Source organism: Candidatus Berkiella aquae (assembly GCF_001431295.2).
Classification (GTDB): domain Bacteria; phylum Pseudomonadota; class Gammaproteobacteria; order Berkiellales; family Berkiellaceae; genus Berkiella; species Berkiella aquae.
Window position 1 is genome coordinate 2,875,218 of the sequence record NZ_LKAJ02000001.1, and the last position, 15,262, is coordinate 2,890,479.

13 protein-coding genes are annotated in these 15,262 nt (G+C 39.2%); 5 read left to right on the forward strand and 8 right to left on the reverse strand.

Annotation, left to right across the window (positions count from 1 at the left end):
• The first annotated feature begins 57 nt into the window (after positions 1-57).
• Complete coding sequence (locus tag HT99x_RS15985) at positions 58-540, forward strand: TspO/MBR family protein (RefSeq protein ID WP_075067219.1); 483 nt, start codon at positions 58-60, stop codon at positions 538-540.
• Between the two features lie 18 nt (positions 541-558).
• On the opposite strand, the gene HT99x_RS12565 is transcribed toward HT99x_RS15985, so the two are convergent.
• The 6 genes from HT99x_RS12565 to HT99x_RS12590 form a co-directional block, all read right to left on the reverse strand.
• Positions 559-2,094, reverse strand: a complete 1,536-nt coding sequence (locus HT99x_RS12565) for a cryptochrome/photolyase family protein (protein WP_075067218.1) — start codon at positions 2,092-2,094, stop codon at positions 559-561.
• 93 nt (positions 2,095-2,187) lie between these two features.
• Entirely contained in the window at positions 2,188-3,150 is a 963-nt protein-coding gene (locus HT99x_RS12570; RefSeq protein ID WP_075067217.1) for a DNA glycosylase family protein, read from the reverse strand.
• A 1-nt stretch (position 3,151) separates the two neighbouring features.
• Entirely contained in the window at positions 3,152-3,505 is a 354-nt protein-coding gene (locus HT99x_RS12575) for a DUF488 domain-containing protein (protein ID WP_075067216.1), read from the reverse strand.
• A 142-nt stretch (positions 3,506-3,647) separates the two neighbouring features.
• Positions 3,648-7,022 (reverse strand): autotransporter domain-containing protein, encoded by a 3,375-nt coding sequence (locus HT99x_RS12580; RefSeq protein WP_075067215.1) that lies wholly within the window; start codon positions 7,020-7,022, stop codon positions 3,648-3,650.
• Between the two features lie 261 nt (positions 7,023-7,283).
• A complete protein-coding gene (locus HT99x_RS12585) occupies positions 7,284-8,366 on the reverse strand; it encodes a hypothetical protein (protein ID WP_075067214.1) in 1,083 nt (360 codons plus the stop codon).
• Positions 8,367-8,441: 75 nt separating this feature from the next.
• Entirely contained in the window at positions 8,442-8,978 is a 537-nt protein-coding gene (locus tag HT99x_RS12590; RefSeq protein WP_139016638.1) for a hypothetical protein, read from the reverse strand.
• Between the two features lie 170 nt (positions 8,979-9,148).
• Here HT99x_RS12590 and HT99x_RS12595 point away from each other — a divergent pair, with 170 nt between their 5' ends.
• The 4 genes from HT99x_RS12595 to HT99x_RS12610 all read left to right on the forward strand — a co-directional run bounded on the left by HT99x_RS12595 (position 9,149) and on the right by HT99x_RS12610 (position 12,615).
• Entirely contained in the window at positions 9,149-9,490 is a 342-nt protein-coding gene (locus HT99x_RS12595; protein WP_075067212.1) for a YMGG-like glycine zipper-containing protein, read from the forward strand.
• Positions 9,491-9,627: 137 nt separating this feature from the next.
• A complete protein-coding gene (locus HT99x_RS12600) occupies positions 9,628-11,235 on the forward strand; it encodes a Na+/H+ antiporter (protein WP_075067211.1) in 1,608 nt (535 codons plus the stop codon).
• A gap of 139 nt (positions 11,236-11,374) precedes the next feature.
• Positions 11,375-11,674 (forward strand): hypothetical protein, encoded by a 300-nt coding sequence (locus HT99x_RS12605; RefSeq protein WP_139016637.1) that lies wholly within the window; start codon positions 11,375-11,377, stop codon positions 11,672-11,674.
• Between the two features lie 110 nt (positions 11,675-11,784).
• Positions 11,785-12,615 carry a hypothetical protein gene (locus tag HT99x_RS12610; RefSeq protein WP_075067209.1) on the forward strand — a complete coding sequence of 277 codons (831 nt, stop codon included), beginning with the start codon at positions 11,785-11,787 and terminating at the stop codon, positions 12,613-12,615.
• A 6-nt stretch (positions 12,616-12,621) separates the two neighbouring features.
• On the opposite strand, the gene amaB is transcribed toward HT99x_RS12610, so the two are convergent.
• A complete protein-coding gene (amaB, locus tag HT99x_RS12615; RefSeq protein WP_075067208.1) occupies positions 12,622-14,148 on the reverse strand; it encodes an L-piperidine-6-carboxylate dehydrogenase in 1,527 nt (508 codons plus the stop codon).
• 2 nt (positions 14,149-14,150) lie between these two features.
• Positions 14,151-15,248, reverse strand: a complete 1,098-nt coding sequence (locus HT99x_RS12620) for a saccharopine dehydrogenase family protein (RefSeq protein WP_075067207.1) — start codon at positions 15,246-15,248, stop codon at positions 14,151-14,153.
• Positions 15,249-15,262: the final 14 nt, after the last annotated feature.

Below are 15,262 nucleotides of genomic sequence, written 5' to 3' on the forward strand. Positions count from 1 at the left end.
GTAATCTTATTTCGTTAGTAAATAACGGCTAGATAAATATTAAAGGTTGAGCTCCCGATGGTAGATAAAGTAATTAAAAAGAACAGATGGCTTTACTGCTTGGTTGGCATAACATGTTGTTTATCAACTGGATTGATATCTGGATTCTTGAGTGGAAGCGCGGATTCATTATGGTATAGAACGCTGATAAAACCTACATTTAATCCTCCAAGTTGGATTTTCGCCCCTACTTGGATTGTTTTGTACATCATGATGGGAATAGCGCTAGGAATTTTATGGGAACAGCGAAAAAAACATATAAGATTGCTCTATCTGTTCGGTTTACAGTTCATTTTAAATGTATGTTGGTCGCCCATGTTTTTTTTAATGCATCGAATTGATCTTGCACTATATGTCCTCATCTTATTGTGGATTACGATTTTTACTTTTTTATACCAAGCAAGGCGCATATGTTCAGCAGTACTATTGCTTATACCTTATGCTTTATGGGTCAGTTTTGCATTGATACTAAATATATCGTTTTATATGTTAAACAAATAATTTGACAAGATAGTTTGATCACATCTTCCCTTCTTCTAATTTAAGAAGAATATGCTGTGCGTGATTAACTAGTTGATTTTTCTTTTCATCTGAAAATCGGCTTAATGCTTGATAAATTACTTTCATGCGTTGATTTTTTTTTAATTTTTCCTCATTCATTATTAAAAAATTCCAATATAACGCGTTAAACGGGCATGCATTTTCGCCAAATTGCTCTTCTGGATTATAATCACACGACTTGCAAAAGTTACTCATCCGTTTTATGTATTTGCCACTAGCACAATATGGCTTGCTCGCAAGTAATCCACCATCGCCAAAAAGTGCCATACCAAGTGTATTCGGTAACTCAACCCACTCAAATGCATCTGCATAAACTGATAAGTACCATCGATGAACTTCTAGGGGGTTAAGTCCTGTCAATAACGCAAAATTTCCCGTAATCATTAATCTTTGTATGTGATGTGAATATGCATGTTCACGAGTTTGCTTAACGACTTCTTTTATACAATTCATCTTTGTCTCTCCTCCCCAATAGGACCACGGCAAAGGATGTTTTGCATCAAAATAATTGTTTGAAATGTATTTTGGCATCATCAACCAGTAGATACCTCTAACATATTCCCGCCAACCCAAAATTTGTCGAATAAATCCTTCTGCTGAATTAAGAGGCACGAGCCCTTTTTGATACGCTTCTTCAGCTAAGCCACATAGTTCTAATGGTGACAGTAACCCTAAGTTTATATAAGAAGATAAAAGTGAATGATACAGATAAGCTTCGTTTGAAATCATAGCATCTTGATAAGTTCCAAAATCATATAGCAATATTTCTATGAAATGTTGGGCTTCTTTCAGGGCTTGTTGTCGATTTGTAGCAAAGTAAAAGGGCTCTAGATCACCAAAATTTTTGTTAAAATATAGCTTAACGAGCTCAATAACTTTTAAAGTTATATCATCCTTTTTATGACTAATTCTGTTAGGGGATGTTAGAGAATTTGGTGCAGCTTTTCGGTTTTCGACATCATAGTTCCATTTGCCGCCGATAGGAGATTTATCTTCATTCAACAATATGTTATACTTCAAACGCATAGTCCGATAGAAATACTCCATACGTAATTGCTTTTTATTATTTGCCCACTGTGCAAATTCAGTTTTAGAGCATAAGAATCGGGCGTCTTCGAATACTTTAAATTTGATATTATTCTTAACGAAAAATGCATTTATCTTTTCTTGAATATGCCATTCACTTGGTTCTGTGTAAGTCACTAATGTTGGCTTCAATTTGTTTATGGCCTTTTGTAATTCTTGAAGTAATTCACCATTGTTAACTCTATTTGTATAATCCACATAATGTACTTTTAAACCCTTTTGCATCAATTCTTCCGCAAAATGACGCATGGAAGATAATATAAATGCTATTTTTTTGGGGTGATGAGGTATGTAATGCAATTGTTCTCTGCATTCGCACATAAAAATGATATCTGTTGATGTTGCTTCTGCAAGCATAGGAAGCGAATGGGTAAGTTGATCCCATAAAACAATAATCAAGTTTTTCATAAAATCCTATAATTTAATTAGTGAATAGCACAGTACATCTATTTCTGTATACAGATAACTATTATTAAAAGTAGCTTGAATAATTTATTACAACTAATGGTTTTGCCTTATGATAGTACGATTATTAGCTAATATGTTTGATGTTTTATCAAATGATCTATTTAGATTATCAAGTAATAAGTGAAAATAAACAAATCCAGCATAAGGTGACCAAGGTTGAAGCACCTTCATCACAACATCATAGTCAAGCTCTTTTGTTAGATTAAAATATCTTTTGAGATTTTTTTGAGCACCAATATCATCGCCAGGGAAAATATTGATCCTTCCTAAGCCACGCAATAAAATATATTCCGCAGACCAACGTCCAATGCCTTTTATCTTTTTTAAATATTCAGCAATCTCATCATTTGTCATTAAAGACATCTGCACTTGTAATTCGTCATCTTTATTTTGTAAAGTTTTTGCAATTTGAATCAGTGTATTCGCTTTTCGCAAACTAAACCCTAATGCTTGTAATGCCTTAGGAGCACATTTTGCAATTCTTGTTGCAGTAGGAAAAGCATAATACGTTTTCTGTTCATATCTTACTTTTCTTCCATAATGTATGGCCAATCGATTCAACAATTCTATCCCTACATTTAAGGAAAGTTGCTGACAAGCAACCGCATTACAACATGCCTCAAAGATTGTTAGAAAACGAGGTGGTTTAAGTCCTATAAATGATTTGGCTAAATAATGAAGTTTTGGATGTCCTGCAGCAACTTGATAGAACTTTTTCAAATCACAGGACAATGAAAATAATCTTTTGATTTCTTTTTTGAGTAGACTCATTTCTACATCTGATACTGCATGATGCGTTGTGATAGTAAGGGTGGGAGCTTTAATATTCTTTTGTACTATACAGACCAATATGGGACGTTTACCAACAAGCATCACTCGTTTATAAAACTGACCATCCCAATTATCAATAATATTAGTTTTTCTTCTTCGAAGGGCCCACACGGTATAGTCCAATCTAAATGGGGCCTTTGCACGAATGGTAAATGAATCTTGCATCTTATTTTCTTTTTAACAAGATTTTTTGCAATGCAACTGCATTATTTCTTTCTAATTCTTTTGAGCTAAACAGTAATGTTACTGTCTTTTTCATTGCTTCTTTTAAAATAATATCGATTAATGCTTCTTTTGTAGAGAGCTCTTTGACATATCGTTTTTGAAATTCGGTCCATTTTTTAGGGTCATGATCATACCACTTTCGTAGCTCAGTGCTGGGTGCGATTTCCTTTAGCCATAATTGAATTTCAGCTTCTTCTTTTTTAAGACCACGAGGCCAAAGTCTATCAACTAAGACTCTGAAACCATCTGTCCTGGCGACTGGATCATAAGCTCGTTTCACTTTTATGGGTTTCATAAGACGCTCATCTAGCTACATAAAGCGATAAAAGGACATCCAAAAATACGATTAAGACAGTGACTCGTAAAATTTGGGTGTCCTATGTAGGAAATAGGGATGTCCTAGGGCTAGAACAAATTTGGGTGTCCTAGCCGTTTAGTTACCATTCGTAGCGCAGGCGGACAAAGCCAGCGTTAGCGTTGTAATCTCGCTTGGTTTCATAGTCATAGCTGATGGTTACAATGTAGTCATTGTAGTCACTGAACACTGATAAACTTGCACCCAAATTAAAGCTAGATGCTGCAGGAACTGCGCCTAGCGTGGTAAAGCTTGGACCACCACCCGTAAAGTTCGATGTTGTTTCCATGTTGTCATTAATAAAATCATAGAAAGCATTCATACGTACTTCAGGTTGGAAAATAATGGGGCGTATTCGATAAGGCATTTCCATTGGACAACGGTACGCTGCCCTAACCCCGGCTCCCGCTTTCAACATGTTATAACTATGTGAATCAACATTTTGGGAAGCCGTGCCAGCACCCGATTCGTTATAACCATTCAACGCTAGATGCGAGAAGTAAAGCGAAGTATTAGGGATAATATGCCAATTACGATAGAGGTACTCGTAACCTAACTCCCCTTTAGTACCAAACTGCCAGCCAACAAAATCGGCTTGCGGACTTAAAGGTAATAAGCCAAATACAAAGTTTCGTTCTGTGGTGTATTTATTATAAGCAACCGATGTTACCCAATTAAAATACCACCAATCACAGAAATCTTGCTCTCCGTAAATCGCCGCTTGTAAGCTATAAATAGAAGATTTGGAATTAGAAACATCATGACCCACATAGGTATGCGATAAATTCGCTGAAACCCCAATTAAGTTCAAATCATTTAAGCTGACGTCACTACCAATCGCAACGCCCCAGGTTTCACTGTTATACCCTGCAACTGAATCACGTGTTCCTTGATCAGAATATTGACCATAGAGTTTAAACCAACGACCATGGCCATTATCATCCCAATCGTCACCGGATGAGAGCCCCGACTCAAAACCTTTGCCAACAACCGGTACATTTTTACGTTGTCTTAAATAACGGATCCGGTCGGAGACTGCACCATAACCTAATAACTGCGCCGCAAAAACTTCCTGGGTATAACTGCCATCCACAATCGGTGCTAATGCAGCTAGTGCATCGTTTAATTGTTCTTTGGTGGTGAAATAGGGCAATTGATCGAGCAAGTTCTGTAATGAACCGAGGAAATCTTGGCCTGCCATCGCATCTAATGCACCTGCAATCGGTATAGTATTAGGACGATCGGCAAAGAGTGAAACAGGTAAGGCTTCAATATGCAGTAATAAATCATTATTAGGTGCATTCTGTGCTTCCACTTCAAATTGTAGTAATAAGCTATCACCCACCACATTCTGAGGCACTTGGATATTACCTAAATTGGTTGCATCAACTAATTTAATATCAGAAACACCCGCCACAAAAGCTTGCGGTGTATTCGTTAAAACTAATGTAGTATTTGCATCGATAAAAGCTTGATCGTTCACCTGAATATAAGTAGGAATATCAAATTTATTTAAATCAATTTGTAGGGTAGAGCCTGGATTAATCGTTAAATCGCCCGTCACCGTTAAGGGTGCCCCAGCAGATGCGACTGATAAGGTGCTATTAAGTGAAAGACTCAAATTACCGTTAATAGTATGCGGTTCCAGCGCAAATAATGTGCCACCGCCATTCACTAAGGTATTAGTTGCAAAAATATCCTCTACTAACGTCACCGTTGCGCCCGCAGGACCGCTGGCAATAACGGAATTCAGTGCAAACCCTGGCTGACCAATCGGTTGATCAATGGTAAAATTACCTAATAAGTTTAAAGTACCTTGATCATTCATCGTTGTCGTAATTGGCCCTGATATGCTAACTCCACTAGCAATCGAGGCTGTATTATTGTTAGCAAAGCGCAATTCATTGGTATTTACATTTTGATTAAAATTAACATTCGATAACGCACCACTTAACTGCACCAATTTAAGGTCATTGCTAACACCTAATGTGCCATTGACTATGCTATTACCAAGATAATTTACAGTACCTTGATTGGCTGCATCCGTATCGATGTTACCCGTAACATCGGCATTATCCGCAATATTTAATTGTGAATCCTGCAAGAAATTAATATTACCGGTGCCAACCTGAACATCATCTTGGAAAGTAACGATTTTACCTGCCGCACCTTGTAAATTAATTTGATAAAGTGAATTAACCGGGTTAGCTTGACCAATTGTTCCATTTACTGTGCCAGTTCCAACAAAATTCAAAGTACCCACATTGGCAGTACCCGTTGTATTAGTAATGTTGCCGGTGACAGCCACCCCATCGGCTAAATTAATGGTTGTGGCACTATTAGCAAGCCCATCATAATTGATTGAGCTGCTATTAATCGTTGTACCTTGCAGATTAATAATCCCACCAGCACCAGTCACATTAATGGTATTGAGTGAATTGACAGCACCAATATCGCCGGTAATCGTATGGCTGCCTTGTAATTCGAGAATCCCTTGATTTGCAGCTGTACTATCAATGATATCGGTAACATCGCTACCATCGAGCAGTATTAAAGAATTATTGCCTTGAAATTGCACATTGTTGGCAAAAATATCGCCGTCAACTGTCAAGTCATTATTTTGCCCCACTTGCATTAAATCAAATTCATTACCTGCCGCACCAATTTGACCAGTGATGAGTGAAGCATTTAATACATTTAATACCGTCAGATCATTAGCCGTTGTCGTAATATTACTCGTCAAGACCATTGCTGCATTATTCAACGTTAATGTAGTTGGCGTTGCACCATCATCATTCACGTTAATAGTTGCCGCATTAACAACCGCACCATTTAATTCAATAGTTTCATTAGCACCCAGAGCTGTATTTAAGTTAAGCAGCAATAGGGAATTTGTATTACCAATATTACCAGTTACTTGGCCACTGCCTAAAAAATTAACCGTTCCTTGATTCACCACACCGCTTGTATTATCAATGTCACCTGTCACAATGACATTATCGCTATACGTCGCTGTACCATTGTTTGCAATGTTAGTTGTTGCAGCTGTTACGTTCCCATTAAATTGGACAATTCCTGCGCCATTTAATTTAATGATATTGAGTGAATTCGTGGAGCCTATTTCTCCTTGAACGATAGAACTTCCCAGAAATTCTAATACCGTACCAGCAAATGCTGCCCCTGTACTATTGTTGTCCACAGAGGTACCACCTGCAGCATCAGGTGTTCGTCCGATAATGTAACCGTTTGTAACAGATAGTGTCTTATTTGCGGCGATAATATCATATCCGCCTAAACCACCCGCACCACCCCCAGTATCTGGAGTTGCGGCTGTTGTTGTATCAGCATTGATGGCTGTTAGTACCGCTTGAGCTGCTATCGGGAATCCGCTAAAAAATGTTGAGGCTAAAACGGCTTGCCATAAGAAGGATTTTTTACTTCGGGAAATCTGTTTCATCGTGTCCGTCCCTGACCGATCTTGAAAAGAGTTATTTTTCTAAGTATTTCCTTGGGTAGCTATAATACCCACTTAGATAGCAGAATAGAGATCCACGCTTAATATATACATATAACAGTCAGAGTTGTTTTTGGCTAGAACGCTTGACGTTGAAAAACCGATTTGTGCAGAAAAATATCAATAGTGAGAAAGTTAGCTATTTAGAAGGTGTTTACCTTCTCTCGCAAGAGAAGGTAAGGCTCAATGAATACTTCAAAAATGTTATTTTTTACTATTAGACATAGCTGATTTTTTCTTACTCGACTTACTTTCTTCTTTGGGATTTGAATCCGTAGATTGAGAAGACGCTTTTTTCTCTGAAAATTGTAACATGACAGTTTCAGGAATATCTAATAATGCAGCCTGAAGCTCGCCGAATCCTCTTTCTAGCGGCGATGGGGTAACCGTTCCTTCTGAAGCTTCCTCAGCCGATTCTTTTTTAGTGGCAGCTATTGCGGCTTGGCCTTTAATCAGTTTAGCAACATGGGTTTGCTTTTTTAGAATTTCAGCACCGTTGGGTTCATACGTTGCGACCGGTGTAACATGCAATTGTCCCAAAGCTTTCTCGCGCGTTTTATAAAATTCACTTTTAGGTAACGACCACAATGTATATTTTTCTGCGGTGAATGGCTCTTTAAAGAGATCGAGTTGTAATAAACATCGACAAATAGTCGACATCATTTTCCATTCTGCAGGTACATCCCCTGGTAAAATTTTGTCTTGCAGTTTTAATCCTTCGAGCAAGGAAGGTCCAAGAATGGCAGCGCAATGTTCAAGTGGCATGCCATTATCTTTTGCTGCAACAATCTGATAGCTAATATGAAAATAATGATGGATAGCCTTAAGCGTCTCAAATTGGTTAGCTTTTTGTAATTCGCCCATAAATCCTAAAAAAATTCCTTCAATGGCATTAGGATCCATTTCTTTATTGCTACTTAATTCTTTTAAACCTGCCTGAAAAAGATGCCAACTGATAATCACACTGACTCTATCTAAATCGAACAAATCCCCTTTTTGAAAATAATGGGTGAATAAAAAGGCAAGCATGTGATTGCGATTAAAATCACCCTTTTCCGCTTGCAGCGTCTTGAATGCAGTAATTGCTGCTACAATTAATTTTTCTTCGCCATCTTTGTTATTATTTAATTCAGGCTGGATAAATTTAATGAAAGCAGTAGCGACTTCAGCATGATGAGAGGCTCTTAATAATTGCGGTTCATTACAATCAAGTAACTGTTTTGCAACCTCTAACATATTATTGACTTCAGTTAATGAATAAAAATTAGAACTGGTACCTGCTAGCATGCCGCCCTCCAAAAATAAGGCCGGCATTATAACTGATAATAGATTATGGTGCTAACAAAATAGTAATGGGGGAAGCTACACCGGCACAATCGTTTCAATCTTCTTTAAAGCTTGTGCCAACATTTTCGTTGATTTTAAGCCATTATCCATCACAGATTTCGAACTTTGAGTTAACTTATCAAACTGCTGATTCACCTCAGGATAGGCATTGGTTTTGCCGGGATGGTATTGACTAATACCGGTTAACGATAAACCATTTCGGATATAAAGTGAGACAAATTTTTCAAAATTGGTATTTTGGGTTTTACCCGCTGCAACAAACTCATCAATCAGCTGATAACACTCAATAATTTCATCTTTCATTTTGCTTTTTAATTCAATTAATGCATGACGATGCTTATCATCGACATATAATTCTAACTCTGAAAACGATAGCGTTTTTAGAATAGGGCGGTTTTGTGATAATTCTTGATTGAGTTTAGTTAACGTCTTCAAGGCATTAGAAAGCTCGGTATGATATTGCTGCAATACCGCCTTGTCTTCGTTGGAGGTGCTTAATTTATCTTGAAACCAGCTACTTATTTTTTTGCCAAATTGGGTGATCGTATCCATAACAGCCTCTTCCTTGCATTCATTTTCCATTTTAGTAAAGGATTGGCTCTTTGGATAATCCTTTCTCTATTTAATGAAAGGACTGGAAATATCTCTAGACAAAAGAAAATGGATGGTGTAAAAATCTGCCCAATTTACGGCATTTTTGCTTAATTTAAGGAAGTATAATAATGAAAACTGTAACTACACTCATGTGCGTTTTACCCTTTTGCTTTTTGGTAGGTTGCGCAAACATGACCTCCGGTGAGCAAAGCGCATTAAGCGGCGGTGCATTGGGCGCTATTGGCGGTGCGGCGATTGGCGCATTATCCGGTCATGCTGGCGAAGGTGCATTAATTGGCGCAGGCGTTGGTGCGGTGAGTGGTGCCATTATTGATGAAGACCGACAACGTGGCGAAGCACAACGTCGCCAACAACAACGTCAAAACGGTAAACATCACCGTCACGAATACCATCACTACTATGATGCCAATGGTAATGAAATCGTCGAAGAAGAATACTACGCCGACTAACTCTTGATGTGGGTAGGGTCGATAAGGCCCTGCCCATAAAGACTGCATTACGCAGTTATGTCACCCGCATTGATATTCAAACCAGTTTAAACTGGGAAGAGTATACACAAGCGCCAAAAATCGACTATCAATAAAGAATGGCGCAAATTGAAATCTTTATTATCCTCCTTGGCATTATTGCCGTCGTAGGACTGCTTTCTCGTAAAGTCACCGTCCCTATTTCCCTATTGCTCGTGATCATTGGCATGTTAGTGAGTCTCGTTCCTTTTATGCCAGAGGTGCATCTCAAATCGAATATGGTGCTCGATATTATTCTCCCCTTACTGATTTATGAAATGAGCGCTGAATCTTCCTGGCGAGAAATGAAAATTAATCTACGCCCTATCATCTCGCTCTCGATAGGCCATGTCCTGTTTATTGCTATCTTGGTCGCCACACTGATACATACCTTAATCCCAGATATTGGTTGGCCGCTTGCATTCGTCTTAGGTGCCGTGGTTGCACCGCCTGATGATGTGGCCATCATGGCAATTGCAGAAAAAGCGAATATTCCACAGCGCATTCTTACCATTTTAAAAAGCGAAGCGATGTTAAATGACGCAACTGCGCTGATATTATTTCGTTTTTCTCTGGCTGCGCTCTTAACGCATGAATTCTCAGCATCCAGCGCTTTTGGTACTTTTTTATTAATTGTGCTAGGTGAAACCCTGTATGGATTAGCATTAGGGAATTTTATTGGCAAATTACGTTTAACGGTGACCGATCCCCGTCTACAGATGCTTTTTTCATTCTTGACGCCTTTTCTTGCTTATTTACCCGCAGAGCGTCTGGGAGGCTGTGGCGTATTGGCAACCGCAGTCACAGGACTTGTTATCGGGCATCGTTACTTCGATAAATTCCTACCTGAAGTACGTCTTGTCACTCACTCGGTATGGACATCCATCAGTTTTGGCTTACAAAGTATTCTATTTTTATTAGTCGGGCTGAATTTAAAATATGTGATTGACAGAGCCGATGATTTTTTCACTCACCAAAAATTATTAATCTATAGTATCGCGGTAACACTCACCGTGATGATTGGACGATTTATTTGGACTTACGGTACCACCTATTTACCACGCTTTTTTATGCCTTCTCTTCGTAAGAAAGATCCCTATCCTCCCTGGCAATATCCTTTTGTCACCTCATGGGCAGGAATGCGCGGAGCCATTTCGTTAGCCGCCGCATTTGCCATTCCACCATTAACCAACTCATTTGTTGGTGGCAATAGTCGAGATTTAATTATCCTTTTTACTTTTGCAGTCATTTGCTCAACCTTATTGATTCAAGGTTTAACCTTACCATGGATTTTAAAGCACTTAGCGATAGAACAATATCGTCAGCAAGAGCAAAAACAAGAAGAAATCGTTGAGTTGAAAGCCCTCAAAAAGATGACACAAGCAGCCATCAAATGGCTAAAAGAATACGAAGCTATCGTGAAAGAAAATCAACCTTTAGTTGCCAGTGTGCAACTGCATATTGAGCAATACAAAATGCGTAAGAAACAACTTTCTGAGCGCCTTAAAGCGCTACAAGATGATCAAGAACACGATGATATGACCGAACTCACTACCTCTGTTCATCTTGCTGTCAAACTGATTGAAGTGGAACGCAAAGAATTATCTCGTCTTTGGCATAACAATGAAATCTCTCATGCAACCCGTAATAAATTGTTACAACAATTAGATCATCGTTCTAAATATTAGTTAGAAAACACAAGTCGACTCACAAATAACGTAGGTCAAATGATACCTACCGTTTATCTGTCTTTGATTGGCGCCCACGCTTTTCTGCTATACGCTCTCATCCATCGCAAAACTTTAAAAAAAAATCACTTAAGGGGAAATGATGATGAGAAATTTAGCATCCAATGAAATAACAGCAATCAGCGGTGGTTGCGGAAACGGACACACTTTTTCAAATGTGATTAGTAATGCCGCTCTAGGTGGTTTTATGGGACTCATGTTTCCTGGCATTCCAGTCGCACTGGGTGTTACCACTTTGATTGCTAATCCGGTATTAGCAACCGGTGCATTATTTGGCGCTTATTCTTTAGCTTCCATGGGAGCCAATGCTTTAGATCATTACTTGCAAATCGCCCCCGAAGAAGTGACGGCTGTTGCAGTTGTAACGACGGTAGCGTAATACCCTTCTTTATCCTGCCTGCGTTTCATCGCAGGCAGGACAGCTAAAAAAATCCAGCATTCATTCACCAAGTATCACCTGCCGATAGCATTTAGAGTTCTTCTTTCTAAATGACAATCATGACCGATGCTGATCATAAATTGAGTAAACCGATGCGATTGCTTATCGCGACCCCAAGTTACGATGCACAAGTGCATACCGGATATGCTTTATCCCTTGTTAAAACCTATGTTCACTTTCAAAAACGCCAAGATATCGAGATTGTCCATCAGTTTCGTTTGCATGATTGTTCTATTCCCCGTGCTAGAAATCATTTTGTTGCTTACTTTTTAAGTGATCCTACTTTAACGCATTTGCTCTTTATTGATGCGGACATCAGTTGGATGCCAGAACATATTGAAAAATTATTAAGCGCTAAAAAACCGCTTATTGCTGCAACGTTTCCCATGAAAAAATATCTCTGGGAAAAATTACGAACTTCATCCGTCAAAGAACTTGTTTTAAATGACAAACTTTCACCCCAAGAATTTCAACGAAAAATCAAAGCCAATTTGGTCGATTATGCCATTGGGTTTGGTGAATCAAGAGAAGTCAATCATCATGTCATTGAAGTTAAACAGGTTGCAACCGCATTTATGTTGATTGAACGACAAGTATTGGAACAAATGCAAAAAGCGTATCCGCAAAGAAAAATAAACAATTTTACTGAACTTCCAGCAAAGGTACAAAATCATCTTTATTCATTATTTGAACAAGAAAATATCGATGGTGAATACTTATCAAGCGATTATAGCTTTTGTCGTTTATGGAGCAAAATAGGCGGAAAAGTCTATGCAGATTTAAGCATTACTTTATCACATCACGGCAGTGAAGATTTTACTGGCAATCTGATGGAAGTGAGTCAGTTTCAAACAATACCGTTTCCTCCATCCGCAAAATAACCCCGCTTAGGTTTTGAGTTTAAACTGAATACCTTGTGCTAAGGGTAACGTTTTTCCCCAATTAATCGTATTGGTTTGCCGCCTCATATAGGCTTTCCAAGCATCTGAACCTGCTTCTCGGCCACCACCGGTTTCTTTTTCACCACCAAATGCGCCACCAATTTCAGCGCCAGAGGTGCCAATATTGATATTCGCAATACCACAGTCGCTGCCTATGGCTGATAAATATTGTTCACTATGACGCAATGAATTGGTAAATAATGCCGATGAAAGCCCCTGACTCACCGCATTTTGCATGACAATAGCCTCTTCTAGAGATTGATAAGGGATCACGTACAAAATAGGCGAAAAAGTTTCTTGTTGTACAATTGGCCAAGTATTCTCGGCTTTCACTAAGGTAGGTTCAACAAAATAGCCTGGACCTGGTATCACCTTGCCACCCCATAAAATCTCTCCCCCTTGTGCTTTAATGCTTTGGATTGCTTGGACATATTGCTCAACCGCTTGCTTATCTATCAAAGGTCCCATTAAATTTTTCGGCTCAAGAGGAGAACCAATGGTGATCTGGTGATAAGCATGGATTAAACGTTTTACCACCTCGTCATAACAAGATTGTTGTACCAATAGCCGCCTAGTTGTTGTGCAGCGTTGCCCTGCTGTCCCCACGGCGCCAAATACAATCGCAGGAATCGCTAAATCGAGATCCGCAGTCTCATCAACAATGATGGCATTATTACCGCCCAACTCTAATAATACGCGACCTAAGCGTTTAGCTAAGACTTGATTAACATGTTTACCGACGGCGGTTGAACCTGTAAAGGAAATCAATGAAATCCGCTCATCTTGTAGAAACTGCTCAGAAAGATCACGAGACTGTGGGATAAACAAAGAAAAGATACCTGCAAAGCCTTGCTCTTGCATTACTTGATTACAAATATGTTGTACTGCTATGGCACATAAAGGGACTTTGGAAGAAGGTTTCCATACCACCGTATTGCCACAAACAGCAGCAATAAATGCATTCCATGCCCACACTGCCACAGGAAAATTAAATGCGGTAATCACGCCAACCACACCAAGCGGATGCCATTGTTCATACATGCGATGCATGGGGCGTTCTGAATGCATGGTAAGCCCATAAAGCATGCGTGATAATCCTACAGCAAAATCTGCCATATCAATCATTTCTTGAACTTCGCCATCACCTTCTTGCTTACTTTTACCCATTTCATAAGCAACTAAACTTCCCAAATACTCTTTATGCTCACGCAGTCTTTCTCCTATCATCCTAACCAGTTCACCTCGCTTAGGGGCGGGTACTTGTCGCCAGGAATCAAATCGTTGCTTTGCACTTTTAATGACTTGTTCATACTCATGCGGGGTTACTCCATGGACACTGGCAATTTCTTTACCGGTAGCAGGATCTTCTGAAACAATGACATGTTTTGAAGTAGCACTGGTTAACCATGTTCCATCACCGCAACTGGCACCTGGATTTTCGCTTTTAATCCCTAATTTCTTTAAAAAATCCATCACTACTTATCCTCTTCATTTTTATAAATGCTGCCAAAGCGATTTTTCAGAAAGGCCTCAAGCGCAAAATTCTCTTGTTTGATTAACCCTTTAAATGCTTTTGGATTTTGTAAGACTTCATCAATCACCGCACTTGCACTACTGGCAGTGGTTATTTGAATCGCAGACCATGTTTTACCTGCAATAACTTGTGGATAAAACTTTTTCACATAATTTTTTTCAACCGAGGTTTGGTTATGATTACCTTTCACCGCAACATAAATCAGGACAACATCTTCGGCATTTTGGGGCAACGCATTCAGCAAAATTGTTTTAAGGCTCTCTCTGGCATGGCTTAATTTCAGATCAATCATCAGAAAACGCATTTTTTCACAATGACCTGGATAGCGAATCGTTTTGTAATTCAAGGTATTTACCTTACCCTGATAAGTCATTGCCAAGGTGCCTAAGCCTCCCGAGGTATTAAATGCTTCATAATGAAGACCATCTATTTCAATGCTTTCTAGATCTTCTAAGGGTTGTACCTGAGTAAGTTGGCCATTAACGATAGCATTGCAAGGATTGGCATATTCGTTGATCAAGCCCTCTGGCGACCAGGTCAACGCATATTTTAAGGCATGATTCGTATGTTTAGGCAAAGCACCGACACGTAAGTAAACACTCTCTAAGCTGGTAAACGATTTCATGAGTTCGTTAGCAACAATGCTAATAAAGCCCGGAGCCACTCCACACTGTGGCACAAAGGCCGTTTCTGCATGGTGCGCAAGCTGGCTAATGGCCGCAGAAACTTGGATGTCCTCTGTCAGATCAAAGTAATGAAGGTGATGATTTTTAGCGAGCGTTGCAAGCGCAATATTGGCGGTATAGGGCAAGCACGAAACCAAAGCAGTGATCTTTTCTTTCTTAATATAAGCGTCTAGTTGTTTTGAAGTGACATCTAACACGACTTGCCGATAAGCCTTTGCGGTTGGCATTAAGTCAGAGTTAAACGACTCAGATTTACTGTCCAGCAAATGAATTTCATATTCATCGACGGTTGCCAACAAGGTGGCAATCAGGCTCCCAATTCTGCCTGCGCCCGCTACGATTATTTTTTGCATAGCTTCTCCTTGCC